Annotated in this window: 19 protein-coding genes and 4 tRNA genes; 16 read left to right on the plus strand and 7 right to left on the minus strand. The window is 73.6% G+C overall.

The window, feature by feature from the left end; all coding sequences use genetic code 11:
- Positions 1-55 precede the first annotated feature (55 nt).
- Together HOY81_RS19885 and HOY81_RS19890 are read right to left on the minus strand one after the other, a co-directional pair.
- Positions 56-126: transfer RNA gene (locus HOY81_RS19885), tRNA-Cys, on the minus strand.
- A 26-nt stretch (positions 127-152) separates the two neighbouring features.
- A tRNA-Gly gene (locus HOY81_RS19890) sits at positions 153-225 on the minus strand.
- A 123-nt stretch (positions 226-348) separates the two neighbouring features.
- Between HOY81_RS19890 and HOY81_RS19895 the strand changes: the two genes are divergently transcribed.
- Genes HOY81_RS19895 through HOY81_RS19905 form a run of 3 tightly spaced genes read left to right on the plus strand, consistent with a single transcriptional unit; the run spans position 349 to position 3,078 of the window.
- The gene (locus tag HOY81_RS19895; RefSeq protein ID WP_237321825.1) at positions 349-1,419 is read left to right on the plus strand and encodes a chorismate-binding protein; all 1,071 of its coding nucleotides are present in this window, start codon (positions 349-351) and stop codon (positions 1,417-1,419) included.
- Positions 1,416-2,234, plus strand: a complete 819-nt coding sequence (locus HOY81_RS19900) for an aminotransferase class IV (RefSeq protein WP_237321826.1) — start codon at positions 1,416-1,418, stop codon at positions 2,232-2,234. The genes HOY81_RS19895 and HOY81_RS19900 overlap by 4 nt, the downstream gene beginning before the upstream one ends.
- A gap of 4 nt (positions 2,235-2,238) precedes the next feature.
- Positions 2,239-3,078 (plus strand): GNAT family N-acetyltransferase, encoded by an 840-nt coding sequence (locus tag HOY81_RS19905; RefSeq protein ID WP_237321827.1) that lies wholly within the window; start codon positions 2,239-2,241, stop codon positions 3,076-3,078.
- A gap of 44 nt (positions 3,079-3,122) precedes the next feature.
- Here HOY81_RS19905 and HOY81_RS19910 read toward each other — a convergent pair whose 3' ends face one another.
- The gene (locus HOY81_RS19910) at positions 3,123-3,629 is read right to left on the minus strand and encodes a DsbA family protein (protein WP_237321828.1); all 507 of its coding nucleotides are present in this window, start codon (positions 3,627-3,629) and stop codon (positions 3,123-3,125) included.
- Positions 3,630-3,728: 99 nt separating this feature from the next.
- On the opposite strand from HOY81_RS19910, the gene HOY81_RS19915 reads away from it, so the two are divergent.
- Positions 3,729-4,244 carry a hypothetical protein gene (locus tag HOY81_RS19915; protein ID WP_237321829.1) on the plus strand — a complete coding sequence of 172 codons (516 nt, stop codon included), beginning with the start codon at positions 3,729-3,731 and terminating at the stop codon, positions 4,242-4,244.
- An 82-nt stretch (positions 4,245-4,326) separates the two neighbouring features.
- Positions 4,327-4,515: a hypothetical protein gene (locus tag HOY81_RS19920; RefSeq protein WP_237321830.1), complete on the plus strand. Its 189-nt coding sequence runs from the start codon at positions 4,327-4,329 to the stop codon at positions 4,513-4,515.
- A 60-nt stretch (positions 4,516-4,575) separates the two neighbouring features.
- Here the strand turns inward: HOY81_RS19920 and HOY81_RS19925 are convergent, their stop codons facing one another.
- Entirely contained in the window at positions 4,576-5,142 is a 567-nt protein-coding gene (locus HOY81_RS19925) for a CGNR zinc finger domain-containing protein (protein ID WP_237321831.1), read from the minus strand.
- 175 nt (positions 5,143-5,317) lie between these two features.
- Positions 5,318-5,731, minus strand: coding sequence for an SsgA family sporulation/cell division regulator (locus tag HOY81_RS19930; protein ID WP_237321832.1), 414 nt, complete (start codon positions 5,729-5,731; stop codon positions 5,318-5,320).
- 191 nt (positions 5,732-5,922) lie between these two features.
- On the opposite strand from HOY81_RS19930, the gene HOY81_RS19935 reads away from it, so the two are divergent.
- The 6 genes from HOY81_RS19935 to HOY81_RS19960 all read left to right on the plus strand — a co-directional run bounded on the left by HOY81_RS19935 (position 5,923) and on the right by HOY81_RS19960 (position 9,942).
- Complete coding sequence (locus tag HOY81_RS19935) at positions 5,923-6,243, plus strand: TIGR02611 family protein (protein WP_272893043.1); 321 nt, start codon at positions 5,923-5,925, stop codon at positions 6,241-6,243.
- A 114-nt stretch (positions 6,244-6,357) separates the two neighbouring features.
- Positions 6,358-6,429 (plus strand) — tRNA-Val (locus tag HOY81_RS19940).
- 117 nt (positions 6,430-6,546) lie between these two features.
- Positions 6,547-7,026 carry an SRPBCC family protein gene (locus tag HOY81_RS19945; protein ID WP_237321833.1) on the plus strand — a complete coding sequence of 160 codons (480 nt, stop codon included), beginning with the start codon at positions 6,547-6,549 and terminating at the stop codon, positions 7,024-7,026.
- Between the two features lie 58 nt (positions 7,027-7,084).
- Positions 7,085-7,159, plus strand: a tRNA-Val gene (locus HOY81_RS19950).
- 178 nt (positions 7,160-7,337) lie between these two features.
- The gene (gene thrS / locus HOY81_RS19955) at positions 7,338-9,317 is read left to right on the plus strand and encodes a threonine--tRNA ligase (RefSeq protein WP_237321834.1); all 1,980 of its coding nucleotides are present in this window, start codon (positions 7,338-7,340) and stop codon (positions 9,315-9,317) included.
- Between the two features lie 64 nt (positions 9,318-9,381).
- Positions 9,382-9,942 carry an HIT domain-containing protein gene (locus HOY81_RS19960; RefSeq protein ID WP_237321835.1) on the plus strand — a complete coding sequence of 187 codons (561 nt, stop codon included), beginning with the start codon at positions 9,382-9,384 and terminating at the stop codon, positions 9,940-9,942.
- A 60-nt stretch (positions 9,943-10,002) separates the two neighbouring features.
- On the opposite strand, the gene HOY81_RS19965 is transcribed toward HOY81_RS19960, so the two are convergent.
- Positions 10,003-11,676 carry a hypothetical protein gene (locus HOY81_RS19965; RefSeq protein ID WP_237321836.1) on the minus strand — a complete coding sequence of 558 codons (1,674 nt, stop codon included), beginning with the start codon at positions 11,674-11,676 and terminating at the stop codon, positions 10,003-10,005.
- Positions 11,677-11,792: 116 nt separating this feature from the next.
- Complete coding sequence (locus HOY81_RS19970) at positions 11,793-13,991, minus strand: elongation factor G-like protein EF-G2 (protein ID WP_237321837.1); 2,199 nt, start codon at positions 13,989-13,991, stop codon at positions 11,793-11,795.
- Between the two features lie 258 nt (positions 13,992-14,249).
- On the opposite strand from HOY81_RS19970, the gene pgsA reads away from it, so the two are divergent.
- From pgsA to pdxS, 5 genes are all read left to right on the plus strand, one after another.
- The gene (pgsA, locus tag HOY81_RS19975; RefSeq protein ID WP_237321838.1) at positions 14,250-15,020 is read left to right on the plus strand and encodes a phosphatidylinositol phosphate synthase; all 771 of its coding nucleotides are present in this window, start codon (positions 14,250-14,252) and stop codon (positions 15,018-15,020) included.
- Complete coding sequence (locus tag HOY81_RS19980; RefSeq protein ID WP_237321839.1) at positions 15,017-15,964, plus strand: phosphatidylinositol mannoside acyltransferase; 948 nt, start codon at positions 15,017-15,019, stop codon at positions 15,962-15,964. Before pgsA ends, HOY81_RS19980 begins: the two co-directional genes overlap by 4 nt.
- Complete coding sequence (locus tag HOY81_RS19985; protein WP_237321840.1) at positions 15,961-17,166, plus strand: glycosyltransferase family 4 protein; 1,206 nt, start codon at positions 15,961-15,963, stop codon at positions 17,164-17,166. The genes HOY81_RS19980 and HOY81_RS19985 overlap by 4 nt, the downstream gene beginning before the upstream one ends.
- A gap of 9 nt (positions 17,167-17,175) precedes the next feature.
- Positions 17,176-17,730, plus strand: a complete 555-nt coding sequence (locus HOY81_RS19990; protein ID WP_237321841.1) for a hypothetical protein — start codon at positions 17,176-17,178, stop codon at positions 17,728-17,730.
- 233 nt (positions 17,731-17,963) lie between these two features.
- On the plus strand, positions 17,964-18,893 hold the full coding sequence (pdxS, locus tag HOY81_RS19995; RefSeq protein ID WP_308341132.1) for a pyridoxal 5'-phosphate synthase lyase subunit PdxS: 930 nt from the start codon (positions 17,964-17,966) through the stop codon (positions 18,891-18,893).
- Positions 18,894-18,915: the final 22 nt, after the last annotated feature.

The following is an 18,915-nucleotide window of genomic DNA, read 5'->3' on the forward strand; positions in this document are numbered from 1 at the left end:
AACCAGTGACCTCTTCCGTGTCAGGGAAGCGCTCTCCCGCTGAGCTAATCGTCCGAGGTGGAGACGGGATTTGAACCCGTGTAGACGGCTTTGCAGGCCGTTGCCTCGCCTCTCGGCCACTCCACCATGGCGGGGGTGCGGACCCCCATCCGAGCGGACGACGAGATTCGAACTCGCGACCCTCACCTTGGCAAGGTGATGCTCTACCAACTGAGCCACGTCCGCAGGTGTCGTTGCTCCGGTGCGCTGAGCGCCCGGCGACGTCATGAACTCTAGCGGATTCGGCAGCCAGCTCAAATTCCGTTTCCCCAGCGTGGCCGCTCACCTGCCCCTCCTACACTCGGAGTCGTGCAGCATCCGCCCCCGCTCGCCCGGTTCGGCGGCTTTCTCGCCACCGATCTGCGCGACGTCACCAGTGACCCCGCCGCCCTCGACTCGACGGGCTGGTGGGCCGTCGTCGCGGACTTCGAGGGCGGCCTGGTCTGTGCCCGCTTCGGCGACGTCCGGCCGGACCCGCTGCCCCCGCCCGTCCCCGGCCGCTGGCGGGGGCCGGCCCCCGGAGACTGGACGACCTCGCTGGACCGCGCCGCGTACACGGCGGCCGTACGCCGCATCCGGGCGCACATAGCGGCCGGCGAGGTCTACCAGGCCAACCTCTGCCGGGTGCTGTCGGCGCCGCTGCCCGACCCGGACCCCGAGCACTCCGGCATCGACGCGCTCGGCGCCCTGCTGGCTCGCGGCAACCCCGCCCCGTACGCCGGGACGGTCCGGCTGCCCGCGCACGGTGCGGAGATCGCGACCGCCTCGCCGGAGCTGTATCTGCGGCGGGAGGGCGACACCGTCTCCTCCGGCCCGATCAAGGGCACCGGGCGGACCGCCGCCGACCTGCTGGAGAAGGACCACGCCGAGAACGTGATGATCGTCGACCTGGTCCGCAACGACCTGGGGCGGGTGTGCGCCGCCGGCTCGGTACGGGTGCCGGAGCTGTGCACCGTCGAGCGGCACCCCGGCCTGGTGCACCTGGTCTCCACGGTCCGTGGCGAGCTGGACCCCGGTAACCGGCGGCACGCCTGGGCGCGCCTGTTCGACGGAACGTTTCCGCCCGGCTCCGTGACCGGCGCGCCCAAGTCCAGCGCCCTGCGCCTCATCGACGCCCTGGAGACCGCTCCGCGCGGCCCCTACTGCGGCGGCATCGGCTGGGTCGACGCCGACCGCCGCACCGGGGAACTGGCCGTCGGCATCCGCACCTTCTGGATCGAGCGCCGGGCGGCCGGCGGCCCCCGGCTCTGCTTCGGCACCGGCGCGGGCATCACCTGGGCCTCCGACCCGGAGCGGGAGTGGGCGGAGACCGAACTCAAGGCGTCCCGGCTGCTCGCGGTAGCGTCGGGAACGCACCCGAGGGAGAGGACGACGACGTGAGGATCTGGCTCGACGGCGCGCTCCGCGACGCGGACGACGCGCGGGTGTCCGTGCTGGACCACGGCATGACCGTGGGGGACGGCGTCTTCGAGACGATCCGGACCCACGGCAGCACCCCCTTCGCGCTCACCCGGCACCTCGAACGGCTCCGCGTGTCGGCCCGCGGGCTGGGCCTGCCGGAACCCGACCTCGACGAGGTGCGGCGCGGCTGCGAGGCCGTGCTGGAGGCAGGACCCGTGCCGCTCGGACGGCTGCGGATCACCTACACCGGGGGCACCTCCCCGCTCGGCTCGGACCGCGGGGACCAGGGGCCCACCCTCGTCGTCGCGCTGGGGGAGGCCGCCCGGCGCCCCGACACCACGGCCGTGGTGACCGTCCCCTGGACCCGCAACGAGCGCGGCGCGCTCGCCGGGCTCAAGTCCACCTCGTACGCGGAGAACGTGATCGCCCTCGCCCGCGCCCGGGAGGACGGCGCCAGCGAGGCCCTCTTCGGCAACACGGCGGGCCGGCTCTGCGAGGGCACCGGCTCGAACGTGTTCGTCGTCCTCGGCGGCGAGCTGCACACCCCGCCGCTCTCCTCCGGCTGCCTGGCCGGGATCACCCGGGCCCTGGTCGCCGAGTGGTCCGGGGCCCGGGAGACCGAGCTGCCGCTGGACGTGCTCCAGCGCGCCGACGAGATCTTCCTGACCTCCACGCTCCGTGACGTGCAGGCCGTGCACCGGGCCGACGGGCGCTCCCTGAAGGCGCCCGGGCCGGTCACCGCCAAGGCGATGCGGGTCTTCGCCGAGCGGTCCGCCGCGGACATCGACCCCTGAGCCGGTGACCACCACCCTGCGGCCGAGCGGGCCCGAGGAGCGCACCCCGGACGGTGGCCGCCGCCGGGCCTACGACATCTGCGACAACGGCCGGCCCGTGGGCACGGTGGTGCTCGCCGCCGCGCCGTGGCACGGGCGCCTCGGCGGCCGGATCGAGCGGCTCGCCGTGGCCCCGCCGGACCGGCGCCGGGGGCGGGCCACGGTCGCCGCGCTGGCCGCCGAGGAGGTGCTGCGCGGCTGGGGCTGCGAGCGCGTCGAGGCCGGTCTGCCGGCCGCGGACGGCCCGGCGCCCGTGGCGCTGGCCGCCGCCCTCGGCTACGCCGAGTCGGGCCGCAGCATGGTCAAGGAGCTCTCCGGTGTCCCGGCGCTGCCCCCCGACAGCGTCCCGCGGCCGATGACGGCCCGGGAGTACGACCGCTGGGCCGCGGCGGACCGCGCCCTGCTGGCCGGCCGGCTCGCCGGGTGCGGCCTGCCCCGGGAGGCGGCACGCGCCGCGGCGGAACGGGCCCAGCGGGAGCTGCTGCCGGACGGGCCCGCCACCCGCGGCATGTCCCTCTCGGTGCTCGCGCACCGGGGCACCGACGTCGGGACGCTCTGGGTACGCCGGGACGGCGCGCCGGGCGCCGGAGCGGAGGCCTGGGTCTACGCCGTCGCGGTGGAGGAGGAGCACCGGGGCCGCGGCCACGGCCGCACCCTGATGCTGGCCGCCGAGCGCGAGTGCGCCGCTGCCGGCGTGCGCCTGCTCGGCCTCCACGTGCACGCCGGGAACACCCCGGCCCGCCGCCTCTACGACGGACTGGGGTACCGCACCGCCGAACGGCGGTACGGGAAGACGCTGCGCTGAGGCCCGGCGTCCGCGGCCGCCGGGCCCCCGGGAGGCGGGGCCGGTCAGCGGCCCAGCAGCCGGTCCGCGATCTCCTCGATCCGCTCCCGCAGCCCCTCCTGGCTCCGGCCGCCGTCCAGCCGCTCGCCGTCGATCAGGTAGGTCGGCGTCCCGGTGACGCCGAGGGCACGGGCCTCCGCCTGGTCCGCGTCGACAGCCAGCAGGTGCCTCCCGTCCACCAGGGAGGTCTCCACCTCCTCCGCGTCCAGGCTCAGCTCGCGGGCCACCTCGGACAGGAGTTCCTCGCCGCGCCGGCCCAGCTCCTGCGTACGGGAGAGCAGCGCCGTCACATAGGCGTCGCCCGCGCCCTGCGCGTACGCCTCCTCCGCCGCCTGGGCGGCCGCGTAGGCGTGCTTGTTCTTCTCCAGCGGGAAGTGCCGGAGCCGGATCTCCAGCGCGTCCCCGTACCGCTCCCGCAGCGCGCGCACGTCCTCCTGCGCACGGTGACAGTCGGGGCACTGGAGGTCGCACCAGATGTCGAGCACGGCACGCGGGCCGGTGGAGGTGTTCATGCCGCTCAGTCTCCCACTCGGGGAGGAGGGCCCCGGACATCCCCCTGAAACCGGGGCCGGGCATGGCCCGCGGCGCCCCGGACGGTGCACGATGGAGACATGCTCACCACGACCGTGTGCGCCGCGCTCTCCGCCGCCGGCCTGGCCGTCGCGTTCCTGACGGCCTGGCGCCGCCGGTTCGTCGCGGCCACCCGCATCGCCGCGCTGGCCCTGGTGCCCCTCGGGCTGGCGATGGCCGGGCTGGTGGAGCTCGGCGGCAAGATAGCCGGTGCGGCCGGCGAATGGGCAGCCGACCTCGTTTTCCAGCCATCCGTCTGGGCCGGTTTCGCGGTCCTCGCGGTCGCCGTCGTGCTGTGGGTGATCGCCCGGGTCGCGGCCGGGCGCGGCGGCGGCGCGGCCCGGCCGAGCCGCCGGGAACGCCGGGCGGCCGCCCGCGCGGAGCAGCAGGGCGAGACCGCGCCCGGCGCCTCCGCACCGGCTCTCGGCGCGGGCGCCGCCGCGGGACGGAGCGGCGGCGGGACGCAGGCCGGGGGCTCGCACGGCGGCCGGAAGGCCGGGTCCGGCGAGGACGACTTCTCCGAGATCGAGGCGATCCTCAAGAAGCACGGGATCTGACGCCCGGGGGCCGGCGAACACGACTCCGCGGCTGGCGTGTTGAGACCCCGTACGGCGGGGGGTGCGCGATCATCGCGGCGAGATGCAGCACACCACCAGCACCCCGACGGCGGAGCTCGACGAGCGGCCCTCCGCCACCCCGCGCACGGTCCCCGGTGAGGGGCAGCGCGGATGTCTGTTCGCCCTCTCCCAGCCGCCGCTGATGCTCTTCCTCACCGTCATCGGGGCGCTGCTGGCGATCTGCGGCGCGCACGACCTCTTCTGGCTGTGAACCGGCTCTTCCCGGCGGTGGACCGGCCGCCCGGCTGCGACACCGCCCCGGAGGCGGTGCTCAGCCGTTCGCAGCGGCCGAGTCCCGCTGCCGTGCCCGGTAGGCCGCCACATGCAGCCGGTTTCCGCAGGTGCGGCTGTCGCAGTAGCGGCGGGAACGGTTCCGCGAGAGGTCGATGAAGGCCCGGCCGCAGTCCGGGGCCTCACAGCGCCGGAGGCGCTCCTGCTCCCCGGCGACCACGATGAACGCCAGTGCCATGCCGCCGTCGGCCGCCAGGTGGTCGCAGAGCGAGGCGCCGGGCGCGAAGTAGTGGACGTGCCAGTCGTAGCCGTCGTGGTCGGTGAGCTGCGGAGTGGTGCCGGCTTCCGCCACCAGTCCGTTGATCAGCTCCGAGGCGGTGCGGGCGTCGGGCGCGGCGAAGATCTGTGCGAACCGGTCCCGCACCGAGCGCACCGCCTCCAGATCCTCCGCGCCGAGCTCACCGACGTCGCTGACCCGGTTGCGTTCCACGTAGGCGCGCAGGTCGTCCACGGAGACGAGGCCGTCCGGGGTGTCCCCGTCGGGCGCGGTGTTCAGCAGGTCGACGACATCGTCGAGTGCGCACCGGGTGTCGTGGTTGATCTGCACGGTGACTCCTGTGCCGTCGCGGGTCCGATGCACCCAGAGCCTAACCCGTCCCTACGCACCGCGAGGCCGCCTCCGCACGCTGCGGTGCGGGGGCGGCGTCGGTGCCGTGCCGGGCGGCCGCCGGTGCCCCAGCCGTCGCCCCGAGTCGGACGGCTGCGGCGGACCGGCCCGGAAGTCAGCTTTCCGCGAGGATGTGGGAGAGTTCCCGGTCCAGGTCGAAGTGGCGGTGCTCGGTGCCGGGCGGCACCGCGGCGTCGGTTCGCTTGAGAAACGATTCGAGAGCCCGCGCGGGGGCTTCGAGCAGGGCCTCGCCCTCCGGGGAGCTGAGGGCGATGCAGACGACCCCCTGACCGTGACTGCGGGACGGCCAGACGCGGACGTCACCGGTCCCCGTGGGCCGGTGCAGGCCCTCGGCGAGGAGGTCGCGGGCGAACACCCACTCGACGGTCTCCTCGGCACCGGTGTGGAACGTGGCGTGCACGGCGTAGGGGTCGGCCGTGTCGTACCGCAGGCCCGCGGGTACAGGCAGTGAGGACTCGCTCGAAACAACGAGGCGCAGGTGCAGCTCGCAGCTGACCGTGGTGTTCATAAGCGCCAGGGCCTTTCGCTCAGTGTGCGCTCGGGGATTCGCACGTCGGCGAAATCGACATGCCACCTACCGGCCGGTTGTAAACCCCTCTGACCGATTTGGGATGCTTCGGGTCGTTCCGCTGGCCTATCGGTGCTTCTCCGGGTACCACCATGCGAGTGACGAGCAGCTGATCCGGTACGTTTGTGCGCATGGTTGCCGAGGGTGAGACGAAGACCGAAGAGCGGCCGCTGGGCTCGCGCGCACCCGCGTTCGTCCAGGCCCGCCGGTCCCTGCATCTGAGCTGGCAGGCCGGCGTCTTCCTGGTCGGTCTCGCCATCGTGGTGACCGGTGTGATCCTGCTGCCGCTGCCGGGGCCCGGCTGGGTGATCATCTTCGCGGGTATGGCGGTGTGGGCGACGGAGTTCGTCTGGGCCCAGCTCGTGATGCGCTGGACCAAGCGCCGGCTCGCCCAGGGCACCGCGTGGTGGAAGCGGCGCCGTGCGGAGCGGGCGGCCCGCAGGGCGCCCTGAGGCGTTCCCGTGCGGCCGGGGGTGTGCGGCCGCCCCTGGCGGGGCGGACCGGCCGGGCTGCCGGCGGAGTGGTCCGGAGCACTGCCTGACATGGGGTAACGTAGAGGCCGCGACGGGCGATTAGCTCAGCGGGAGAGCGCTTCGTTCACACCGAAGAGGTCACTGGTTCGAACCCAGTATCGCCCACGTCTCCGAGGGCGGGACCGCGTCGTTCCACCGGGTCACCGGGGGGCGCGGTCCCGCCCTCGTCGTGTCCGGGCGTCCGTCACGCCCGGGGCTGTCACGCGCGGGTACCCTCCGGCCATGGCCTGGCATCGCTACCGCTTCCGCGGCCAGTGGCGGCTCGCCGCCCCGCCGGGGGCGGTCTACGCCGTCCTGGCGCGGCCCGGGGAGTACCCGGCCTGGTGGCCGCAGGTCCGCGAGGTCGCCCCGGCCGGCGCGGGCGCGGGCCGGGCCCGCTTCCGCTCCGTCCTTCCGTACGACCTCCGGGTCACCGCCCGGGAGACGCGCCGGGAGCCCGGCGCCGGGGTGCTGGAGATCGCGATGACCGGCGACCTGGAGGGCTGGGCCCGCTGGACCGTGCGGCCGGAGGGCTCCGGGACCCGGCTGCTCTTCGAGCAGCGGGTGGAGGTCCGCCGGCCGCTGGTGCGGCTGCTGGCCGTGCCGGGCCGGCCGTTCTTCCGGCTCAATCACAGGCTGATGATGGCCGCCGGGCTCCGCGGGCTGCGCCGCCGGCTGGCCGCGGGAGGCGGGCGGCCCGAAAGCGGTTTGGATGAAGCGTGATCGGCACGGTATGGTTCTGCTCGTGCCGGGCCGCGCAGGCGGGGACCCGGTGCGACGGGGGCGATTAGCTCAGCGGGAGAGCGCTTCGTTCACACCGAAGAGGTCACTGGTTCGAACCCAGTATCGCCCACCACCCGAGAAGGCCGGTCCGTCTCCGACGGTCCGGCCTTCGTCGTGCGTGGGACGGGGTGCGGGCCGGAAGGCGCCCTGCGGCGCGTATCCGTTTCGCGGAGCGGGGGCGCCGCTCGGTACGATTCCAGTCGCGCCCGGCACTCGCCCGGTGCGCCCATCCCGAGTGTCAGGAGAGACCGGTGACAGACGTCCGTGTGATCATCCAACGCGATTCCGAGCGGGAAGAGCGCGTGGTGACCACGGGCACCACGGCCGGTGCGCTCTTCGACGGCGAGCGCTCCGTCGTCGCCGCGCGGATCGCCGGGGAGCTGCGCGACCTCAGCCGCCCGCTCGCCGACGGCGACGAGGTCGAGCCGGTGGACATCACCAGCCAGGACGGCCTCGACATCCTGCGGCACTCCACCGCGCACGTGCTGGCCCAGGCGGTGCAGGAGCTCTTCCCGGAGGCGAAGCTCGGTATCGGCCCGCCGGTCAAGGACGGCTTCTACTACGACTTCGACGTCGCCGAGCCCTTCCACCCGGACGATCTCAAGCGCATCGAGAAGAAGATGCAGGAGATCCAGAAGAAGGGCCAGCGCTTCTCCCGCCGTGTCACCACCGACGAGGACGCCCGCGAGGAACTCGCCGACGAGCCCTACAAGCTGGAGCTGATCGGTCTCAAGGGAGCGGCCGCCGACGCGGCCGAGGGCGCCTCGGCCGAGGTGGGTGCGGGCGAGCTCACCATCTACGACAACCTCGACGCGAAGACCGGCGAGCCCTGCTGGAAGGACCTCTGCCGGGGCCCGCACCTGCCCAGCACCCGCGCCATCCCGGCCTTCAAGCTGATGCGCAGCGCCGCCGCGTACTGGCGCGGCAGCGAGAAGAACAAGCAGCTGCAGCGGATCTACGGCACCGCCTGGCCGACGAGGGAGGAGCTCAAGGCCCACCTGGAGTTCCTGGCGGAGGCCGAGAAGCGGGACCACCGCAAGCTCGGCGCCGAGCTGGACCTCTTCTCCGTTCCCGAGGAACTCGGCTCCGGCCTGGCGGTCTTCCACCCCCGGGGCGGCATCGTCCGGCGCGTGATGGAGGACTACTCGCGCAAGCGGCACGAGGAGGCGGACTACGAGTTCGTCAACACCCCGCACCTCACCAAGGCCCGGCTCTTCGAGACCTCGGGCCACCTGCCGCACTACGCGGAGTCGATGTTCCCGCCCATGGAGTTCGAGGGGCAGGACTACTACCTCAAGGCCATGAACTGCCCGATGCACAACCTGATCTTCCGGGCGCGCGGGCGGTCCTACCGCGAGCTGCCGATGCGGTTGTTCGAGTTCGGCACGGTCTACCGCTACGAGAAGTCCGGCGTCGTGCACGGGCTGACCCGGGCGCGCGGCTTCACCCAGGACGACGCGCACATCTACTGCACCCGGGAGCAGGTGCCGGACGAGCTGGACAGCCTGCTCACCTTCGTGCTGGACCTGCTGCGCGACTACGGGCTGAGCGACTTCGAGCTGGAACTCTCCACCCGGGACGAGTCCGACAAGTTCATCGGCGGCCCGGAGGAGTGGGAGGAGGCCACCCAGCAGCTCCGCCAGGCGGCGGACAAGCAGGGCCTCCAGCTCGTGATGGACCCGGGCGGCGCGGCCTACTACGGGCCCAAGATCTCCGTGCAGGCCAAGGACGCGCTGGGCCGTTCCTGGCAGATGTCCACGATCCAGGTGGACTTCCAGCAGCCGGCCCGCTTCGGCCTGGAGTACACCGCGGCGGACGGCTCCCGGCAGCAGCCGGTGATGCTGCACCGGGCGCTGTTCGGCTCCATCGAGCGGTTCTTCGCGGTGCTGCTGGAGCACTACGCCGGTGCCTTCCCGGCCTGGCTGGCCCCGGTCCAGGCGGTCGGCATCCCGATCGGCGACGCGCACGTGCCCTACCTGGAGGAGTTCGCCGCCGAGGGCCGGAAGCAGGGGCTGCGGCTCGAGGTGGACTCCTCCGCGGACCGCATGCAGAAGAAGATCAGGAACGCGCAGAAGGCCAAGGTGCCGTTCATGATTCTCGCCGGTGACGAGGACATGGCGGTCGGCGCGGTCAGCTTCCGGTACCGCGACGGCTCGCAGAAGAACGGCGTGCCCCGGCAGGAGGCGCTCGCCGAGCTCGCCGAGGCGGCGCGGCCCCCGCGCCGCGGCTGAGCCCGGGGCCCGGGAGGCGCGGAGCTGCTCCGCCCCTCCCGGGATCCGGCACGGCACGGCGCATATGCTGGCCCCTATGAGCAGTGAGCCGGAGCAGCAGATCGGGGTGGGGGCGCCGGACGCGTTCCAGCGCATGTGGACTCCCCACCGGATGGCGTACATCCAGGGTGAGAACAAGCCGACCGGGACCGGCTCGGGGGACGGCTGCCCCTTCTGCACCATCCCCGCCAAGAGCGACGAGGACGGGCTCATCCTGGCCCGGGGGGAGCTGGTGTACGCCGTCCTCAACCTCTACCCCTACAACGGGGGGCACACCATGGTCGTCCCGTTCCGCCACGTCGCCGACTACACCGAGCTCACGGCCGCGGAGACGGCCGAGCTGGCGGAGTTCACCCAGCACACGATGACCGCCCTGCGCACCGCCTCCGGGGCCCAGGGATTCAACATCGGCATGAACCAGGGCTCGATCGCCGGCGCGGGGATCGCCGCGCATCTGCACCAGCACATCGTGCCGCGCTGGGGCGGGGACACCAACTTCATGCCGGTCGTCGGGCACACCCGGATCCTGCCGCAGCTCCTCGCGGACACCCGGCGGATGCTGGCCGGGGCCTGGCCCGCGGAGTGAACTCCCGCGTCCGGGGCCCCGGCCCGGGACGTGCCGGACGCTTCCCACGACCCGGGCGGGTCAGGCGTCGTACACGTCGGCCTTGCCCGGCTGCGCGCCCTGCACCAGGTCGCTGAGGGTCTTGGAGCGGGTGCCGAACTCCTTGGTGACGCAGCCGTTCTCCTCCAGCACGCGCAGGGCCGCCGCGTGCACCACCCGCAGCACGGGCGTTGCGGCCCGCAGCGCGTCGTCGGCCATGAACCGGTGCCGCCAGGGCTTGTCCGCCCAGGCGTGCCGCAGGCCGAACGGCTCGGGCAGGGTGAGCTTCCCGCCGAGGAAGTCCAGCACCGGCGGGAACCAGGTCAGGGGCGCGCGGGCCGCCAGCCGCACCACCTCCTTCGCCTCCACCAGCGGGAGGCTGACCTCCTTGGTCTCCCAGAACCGGACGCTCTTGGAGACCTCCTTCGTCTTCGCCTTGGGCTTCGTGGTGAAGAGCGGGTGGACCGGGCCCAGCGCGTGCCCGGTGACCTCGATCCGCAGCGTGTGGTGCAGCAGCGTGACCGTGATCAGCATGGTGATCACGAGCTGCCCGTCCCACAGCACGAACTGGACGCCGAGATAGTGCCGGTTGCCGCTGCCGAACTGCTGCTCGTTGCAGACCCGCTGGACCTCGAAGTCCTTGAAGCGGTAGCCCTCGACGTCCTGGCCCTCCGGCCGCGCCACCTCGGTGGCGCCCTCGCCGATCGGCGAGACGATCCAGTGCTCGATGGACGGCGGGGTGAAGCCCCCGGTGTGCAGCGGGCCGCGCTCCAGCATCCGGAGCTGGTCGTGGATCGCCCGGGCGACGTCCCAGCAGCGGAACGGATTGATGTCGGCCTCCGGGTCGGCCGGCACCAGCTCCTCGGCGAGCTGCCAGCTTCCCCACCGGGTGCCCATGCCGAGTATCCCCTTGGGCCCGGCGTAGTAGACGAGGTTGCTGGCCTGCTCGGCGCGGAGCTTCTGCAGGTTCTGGCGGATCCGCTCCGCGCCGGCGTCGCCCGGGTTCTGCGGGACGGCTTCCGGGATCCGGGCACCGACCCCGCCGCCGGAGAGCAGTCCCTCCCAGCGCCCGCGCAGGTCCTTGGCGTACCGCTCGCAGATCTGCTTGGCCCAGAGCCACCCCACCACCGGCGCCACCAGCATGGCCCGCAGATAGAGCGCCCAGAAACCGGAGAGGGGCAGCCGGACCAGGAACACCACGGCGAGAATCCCCAGGGCCACCAGGGCGGCCGCCCCGAAGGCGCCGACCCGCCGGTCCTGGGCCCCCGCCAGCGAGCGCCGGAGCTGGAACGCGAGCAGCCAGAGCAGCACCCCGGGCAGGAAGAGCAGCCCGAAGACCACCATCACCACGGTCAGCCGGGTGTCCCGCTCCCGGCGGATGCGGTTGGCCGCCAGGCAGTGCTCGACCACCGCCTGCGGCTCGATGCCGAAGGACTGGATCACGGGCTTCCGCGCGCCGCCCAGCAGCCGCGTCTGCACCGCGCGGGCGAACGCCTCCCCGAGGTTGGGCTCGAAGAGCGAGAGCTTCGGTGGTTTGACCGAGGCCTCCTCGTTGGCCTTGACCAGGTCGGTCACCGCGCCGTCCCGGTAGGCGGCGGAAGCCAGGGCGTGCGTGGCCGCCGTCTGCCCCGCCGCGCCGGAGAGCGGTACCTCGGCGCCGGGCGCGAAGTCGTATCCGGTCGCGCTGCCGCGTTCCCCGTCGTCGAAGCCCGCCACTGTGGCCCCACCCCTGCCGTGTGTGTTCCGGTGCCGCCCCCCGGCTTTGTGCCCACCTCCCGACGGCGGCACACCTGTTCTCCGGTGCACCGCCAGCTTAGGGGAGGGCGGGGTGGTCAGCCGCCGTTTCCGGCCTCCGCCCGGATCTTCTCGGCGAGCTGCTGCGGCATCGGTTCGTGGCGGACGTAGGAGCGGTCGAAGCGGCCCGTGCCGTGGGAGAGGGAGCGCAGGTCCACGGCGTACCGGCTGATCTCCGTCTCCGGCACCTCGGCCCGTACGAGCGTGTTGCCGCCCGGGGTCTGCTCGGTGCCCAGCACCCGGCCCCGCCGCCCGGAGAGATCGCTCATCACCTGGCCGACGAACTCGTCGGCGACCGAGACGCGCAGCTCCGCCACCGGCTCCAGCAGATGGATGCGCGCGGCCCCGGCGCACTCCCGCAGGGCGAGCGCGCCCGCCGTCTGGAAGGCGGCGTCGGAGGAGTCCACCGAGTGCGCCTTGCCGTCCAGCAGCGTCACCCGTACGTCCACCAGCGGGTACCCCGCGGCGACGCCACGGGCGGCCTGGGCGCGCACGCCCTTCTCCACCGAGGGGATGAACTGCCGCGGCACCGCACCGCCGACCACCTTGTCGACGAACTCGATGCCGGAGCCGTTCGGCAGCGGCTCCACGCTGATCTCGCAGATCGCGAACTGCCCGTGGCCGCCGGACTGCTTCACATGGCGGCCGCGGCCCTCCGCCCGCTCGGCGAAGGTCTCGCGCAGCGACACCCGGTGCGGCACGGCGTCCACCTGCACCCCGTAGCGGCTGCGCAGCCGCTCCAGGGCGACGTCCCGGTGCGCCTCGCCCAGGCACCACAGCACCACCTGCCGGGTGGCCTGGTTCTGCTCCAGGCGCATCGTCGGGTCCTCGGCGGCCAGCCGGGCCAGGCCCTGGGAGAGCTTGTCCTCGTCCGCCTTGCTGTGCGCCTCGATGGCCACCGGCAGCAGCGGGTCCGGCATCACCCAGGGCTCCATCAGCAGCGGGTCGCCCTTGGCCGACAGGGTGTCCCCGGTCTCCGCCCGTGTCAGCTTGGCGACGCAGGCCATGTCGCCGGCGACGGCGTGCGGAAGCTGCCGCTGCTGCTTGCCGAAGGGCGCGGTCAGGGCACCGACCCGCTCGTCCACGTCGTGGTCCTCGTGGCCGCGGTCCTCCAGCCCGTGGCCGGAGACGTGCACCGTCTCGTCCGGGCGCAGCGTGCCGGAGAAGACCCGCACCAGGGACATCCGGCCCACGTACGGGTCCGAGGAGGTCTTCACCACCTCGGCCGCCAGCGGGCCCGCGGGGTCGCAGCTCAGCGGCGGCCGCGGGGCGCCCTGCGGGGTGGTGACCGCCGGGATCTCCCGCTCCTCCGGGGTGGGGAAGCCGCCCGTGACGAGTTCCAGCAACTCCATCGTGCCCAGGCCGTGCCGGGCGTCCCCGGCGGCCGGTGCGGCGGCCAGCACCGGGTGGAAGACACCGCGTGCCACGGCCTTCTCCAGGTCCGTGACCAGGGTCTTGAGGTCGATCTGCTCGCCGCCGAGGTAGCGGTCCATGAGGGTCTCGTCCTCGCTCTCCGCGATGATCCCCTCGATCAGCCGGTTGCGGGCCTCCTCGATGAGCGGCAGGTGCTCCGGGTCCGGCTCCCGCTCGCGGCGCTCCCCGGAGGAGTAGTCGTAGACCCGCTGGGAGAGCAGCCCGATCAGGCCGGCCACCGGCGCGTGGCCGTCCGGGCCGGGGTCGCCGTGCAGCGGGAGGTAGAGCGGGATCACCGCATCCGGGTCGTCGCCGCCGAACACCCGGCGGCATATCTCGGTCATCTCCTGGAAATCGGCGCGGGATGCCTCCAGATGGGTGATGACGAGGGCCCGGGGCATGCCCACCGCGGCACACTCGTCCCAGACCATGCGGGTCGAGCCGTCCACGCCGTCCGCCGCCGAGACGACGAAGAGGGCCGCGTCCGCGGCCCGCAGTCCGGCCCGCAGCTCCCCGACGAAGTCGGCGTAGCCGGGGGTGTCGAGCAGGTTGATCTTGATGCCGTCCCACTCCACCGGCACCAGGGAGAGCTGTACGGAACGTTGCTGCCGGTGCTCGATCTCGTCGTGGTCGGCGAGCGTGGTGCCGTCCTCCACCCGGCCCGGGCGCTGCACCGCCCCGGTGGCCTGCGCCAGGGCCTCGACGAGCGTGGTCTTCCCGGAACCGCTGTGGCCGACCAGCACCACGTTCCGCACGGAGGAGGGCCGGTCGGCCGCCGTCGCCCTGCCGGCGGCCCCGGGGTGTGTCTGCGCCTTGTCGCCCATGTGTCCCGCCTTCCGGTCGACATGCTGCCGGCCTGCGTCGTACTGAGCTGAGGGCCGGACGACCTCGGGGGGGGACTGGGGCCGTGCGACCCGTTTCTTCGAGCTTTCCACCGGTGCCCGCGCGCGTCCATACGTCGCACCGCCGCCCCGCACCGGACGGTTGCACCCGCCCGTGGCCGCGCCCCCGGCGGCCGTGGCTACGATGGGCCACCCGGAGGTCCCCGCCGCCCGGGCACGTATCGAACATTCGGGAAGGCCATGCTGAACAAGTACGCGCGTGCTTTCTTCACGCGTGTCTTCACACCGTTCGCCGCTCTGCTGCTGCGCCTGGGGGTGAGCCCGGACGCGGTCACCCTCGTCGGCACCGGAGGGGTGATGGCGGGCGCGCTGGCCTTCTACCCGCGCGGCACGTTCTTCTGGGGCACCGTCGTCATCACGCTGTTCGTCTTCTCGGACATGATCGACGGCAACATGGCCCGGCAGCTCGGCCGGTCCAGCCGCTGGGGCGCCTTCCTCGACTCCACCCTGGACCGGGTCGCGGACGCGGCCGTCTTCGGCGGGCTCGCGCTGTGGTACGCGGGCGGCGGGGACGATCTGGTGCTCTGCGCGGTGGCGTTGTTCTGCCTGGCCAGCGGCCAGGTGGTGTCCTACACCAAGGCCCGCGGCGAGAGCATCGGGCTGCCGGTGGCGGTGAACGGCCTGGTGGAACGGTCCGAGCGGCTCGTGATCACGCTGGTCTGCACCGGCCTCGCCGGGTTCGGCGCCTTCGGGGTGCCCTACATCGAGGTGTTGCTGCCCGTCGCCCTCTGGGTGGTCGCGGCCGGTTCCCTGGTGACCCTCGGACAGCGGGTGGTCACCGTACGCCGGGAGGCGGCCGAAGCGGACGCCGCGGAGGCCGCAGCCTCCGGGAGCGGGGACGCCGGCCGGGGTGCCACCGGGAGTGCGGACGCTCCCGGCGGGGAGGAGCCGCGGCCGGAGCCCGGGGAGCGGGACGCGCGCGGCACCCAGCAGGGGAGCGAGAGCAGGTGAGCGAGGCACGGGAGTTGCTGACGGACTCCCTCTACGGGCTGGGATGGGCCGCCGTGAAGCGGCTGCCCGAGCCCGCCGCGGCCGCGCTGGGCCGTGGCATCGCCGACACCGCCTGGCAGCGCCGTGGCAAGGGCGTACTGCGGCTGGAGAGCAATCTCGCCCGGGTCGTCCCGGACGCCACGCCCGGCCGGCTCGCGGAGCTCTCCCGGGCGGGCATGCGTTCGTACCTGCGTTACTGGATGGAGTCCTTCCGGCTGCCGGCGTGGAGCCCGGAGCGCATCCGCCGGGGCGTCGACGTGCACGACGCCCACCACCTCACCGAGGGCATCGAGGCCGGCCGGGGGGTCGTGCTCGCGCTGCCGCACCTCGCCAACTGGGACCTGGCAGGCGCCTGGGTCACCACGCACCTGGGGACGCCCTTCACCACCGTCGCCGAGCGGCTGAAGCCCGAGTCGCTCTACGACCGCTTCGTCGCCTACCGGGAGAGCCTGGGCATGGAGGTGCTGCCGCACGAAGGCGGCGCCGCCTTCGGCACCCTGGCCCGGCGCCTGCGCGCGGGCGGGCTGGTCTGCCTGGTGGCCGACCGTGACCTCTCGGCCTCCGGAACCGAGGTGACGTTCTTCGGCGAGACCGCCCGCATGCCGTCCGGCCCGGCGCTGCTCGCCCTGCAGACCGGGGCCAGGCTGCTTCCCGTCACCCTCTGGTACGACGGCCCGGTCATGGGAGCGCGGGTGCACCCGCCGCTGGAGGTGCCGGCGCTCGGCGACCGGCGGGAGAAGGCCCGGGAGAAGGCCCGGGAGATGACCCAGGCCATGGCCGACGCCTTCGCCGCCGGGATCGCCGCCCACCCCGAGGACTGGCACATGCTGCAGCGGATGTGGACCGCCGACCTCGGGGCCGGGCCCGCTCCGGAGCCCGGGCGGGAGCGGGGGCTGCGCTCGTGAGGATCGGCATCGTCTGCCCGTACGCCTGGGACGTGCCGGGCGGCGTGCAGTTCCACATCCGCGACCTGGCCGCGCACCTCCTCGCGCTCGGTCACGAGGTCTCCGTCCTGGCCCCCTCCGACGACGGCACTCCGCTGCCGCCCTACGTGGTCTCCGCCGGGCGGGCCGTGCCGGTGCCGTACAACGGCTCGGTCGCACGGCTGACCTTCGGCTTCCTCTCCGCCGCCCGGGTGCGCCGCTGGGTGCACGACGGCGACTTCGACGTGCTCCACGTGCACGAGCCCGCGTCCCCGTCGCTGGCCCTGCTGACCTGCTGGGTCGCCCAGGGCCCGATGGTGGCCACCTTCCACACCTCCAACCCCCGCTCCCGGGCGATGATCGCCGCGTACCCGATCCTGCAGCCCGCGCTGGAGAAGATCAGCGCCCGGATCGCGGTCAGCGAGTACGCCCGGCGCACCCTGGTGGAGCACCTCGGCGGCGACGCCGTGGTCATCCCCAACGGCGTGGACGTCGGCTTCTTCGCCGACGCCGAGCCGCGCCCGGAATGGCAGGCACCCGCCGTCCGGGACACCTCCGGGGACGACCGCGCCCCGCAGGGCGGGACCATCGGCTTCATCGGCCGGATCGACGAGCCACGCAAGGGGCTCCCGGTGCTGATGAAGGCGCTGCCGAGGATCCTGGAGGCGCTGCCCGGCACCCGGCTGCTGGTCGCCGGGCGCGGCGACGAGGAGGAGGCCGTGGCGGGACTGCCCCGCGAGACGCGGTCCCGGGTCGAGTTCCTCGGCATGGTCAGCGACGAGGACAAGGCCCGACTGCTGCGCAGCGTCGACCTGTACGTGGCGCCCAACACCGGCGGCGAGTCCTTCGGCATCATCCTCGTCGAGGCCATGTCCGCGGGCGCCCCCGTGCTCGCCGCCGACCTGGACGCCTTCGCCCAGGTGCTGAACGGGGGAGAGGCCGGCGAGCTCTTCCCCGCCGGCGACCCCGGGGCTCTGGCCGACGCCGCCGTGCGCCTGCTTGCCGACCCGGCGCGCCGCGAGGCCCTGCGCGCCCAGGGGAGCCGCCATGTGCGCCGGTTCGACTGGGGCACCGTCGGGTCGGACATCCTGGCGGTGTACGAGACCGTCACCGACGGGGCCGCCTCCGTGGCCCCCGACGAGCGGACCGGGCTGTGGGCCCGGTTCGGACTGGCCCGGGACTGAGGCACCGCCATGCCCGCACTCACCACCGTCGTCTGGATCGCCGTCGCCGTCGCCCTCGTCGGCGTCTATCTGAGCTGGACCGCCGGGCGACTGGACCGCCTGCACGCCCGCATCGACGCCGCCCGCGCCGCCCTCGACGCCCAGCTTCTGCGCCGTGCCTCCGTCGCCCAGGAACTCGCCACGGCCGGGGTGCTCGACCCGGCCGCGTCGATCGTGCTCTACCAGGCCGCGCACGACGCCCGGCAGGCCGAGCGGGAGCAGCGCGAGGTCGCCGAAAGCGAGCTCAGCCAGGCGCTGCGCGCCGTCTTCGCCGACCGGGCGCAGATCGAGGCCGTACGGGCCGCCCCGGGCGGGGAGCAGTCGGCCGGCGAGCTGGAGGCGGCGGTCCGCCGGGTGCCGATGGCGCGCCGTTTCCACAACGACGCGGTCCGTGCGGCCCGGGCGCTGCGACGGCACCGGACGGTGCGCTGGTTCCGGCTGGCGGGCCACGCTCCCTTCCCGCTGGCCTTCGAGATGGACGACGAGCCGCCGGAGGCGGTGCTCGCGGGGCGCGGCGGCCCCTAGCGACAGGGCCGCGCGGCCCCGGAGCAGGCCACTGCTCCGGGATTGGCCCTTTCCCCGGGCCGGTGCGGTCCGGGAACGTGAGGTACCGGGCCTACCATGGCTTTACCGTCGAGGTCGTACGTCTCCGTCGGTCTCCCGTCGGTACAGCCTCGGTCCCCGGCGGTCCCCGCCGTCCGTCGTCGGCCCGCCGTCTCCGTCATCGCCCCGTCGTTCCCGTCGAGTGAGGTCACACCGTGTCGAGCACGCCCACCGCCACGTCAGCAGCTCCGTCCAGCCAGGCTCCCGAGACCGGGACCGCCCGTGTGAAGCGCGGCATGGCCGAGCAGCTCAAGGGCGGCGTGATCATGGACGTCGTCACCCCGGAGCAGGCCAAGATCGCCGAGGACGCCGGCGCCGTGGCGGTCATGGCGCTGGAGCGCGTCCCGGCCGACATCCGCAAGGACGGCGGCGTCGCGCGGATGTCCGACCCGGACATGATCGAGGGCATCATCGAGGCCGTGTCGATCCCGGTGATGGCCAAGTCCCGGATCGGCCACTTCGTCGAGGCCCAGGTCCTCCAGGCGCTCGGCGTCGACTACATCGACGAGTCCGAGGTGCTGACCCCGGCCGACGAGGTCAACCACAGCGACAAGTTCGCCTTCACCACCCCGTTCGTCTGCGGTGCCACCAACCTCGGCGAGGCCCTGCGCCGCATCGCGGAGGGGGCGGCGATGATCCGCTCCAAGGGCGAGGCGGGCACCGGCAACGTCGTCGAGGCCGTCCGCCACATGCGCCAGATCCGCAGTGAGATCGGCAAGCTGAAGGCCCTGGACAACAACGAGCTGTACGCCGCCGCCAAGGAGCTGCGCGCCCCCTACGAGCTGGTCCGGGAGGTCGCCGAGCTGGGCAGGCTCCCCGTCGTGCTGTTCTCCGCCGGCGGCGTCGCCACCCCGGCGGACGCCGCGCTGATGCGGCAGCTCGGCGCGGAGGGCGTGTTCGTCGGTTCCGGCATCTTCAAGTCCGGCGACCCGGCCAAGCGCGCCGCGGCCATCGTGAAGGCCACCACCTTCTACGACGACCCGAAGCTCGTCGCGGACGCCTCCCGCGGTCTCGGCGAGGCCATGGTGGGCATCAACTGCGACACCCTGCCGGAGAACGAGCGTTACGCCGCGCGCGGCTGGTGAGCGCCCCGCGCGTCCTTCCGTG

The organism is Streptomyces sp. JJ36, from assembly GCF_021696945.1.
Taxonomy (GTDB): domain Bacteria; phylum Actinomycetota; class Actinomycetes; order Streptomycetales; family Streptomycetaceae; genus Streptomyces.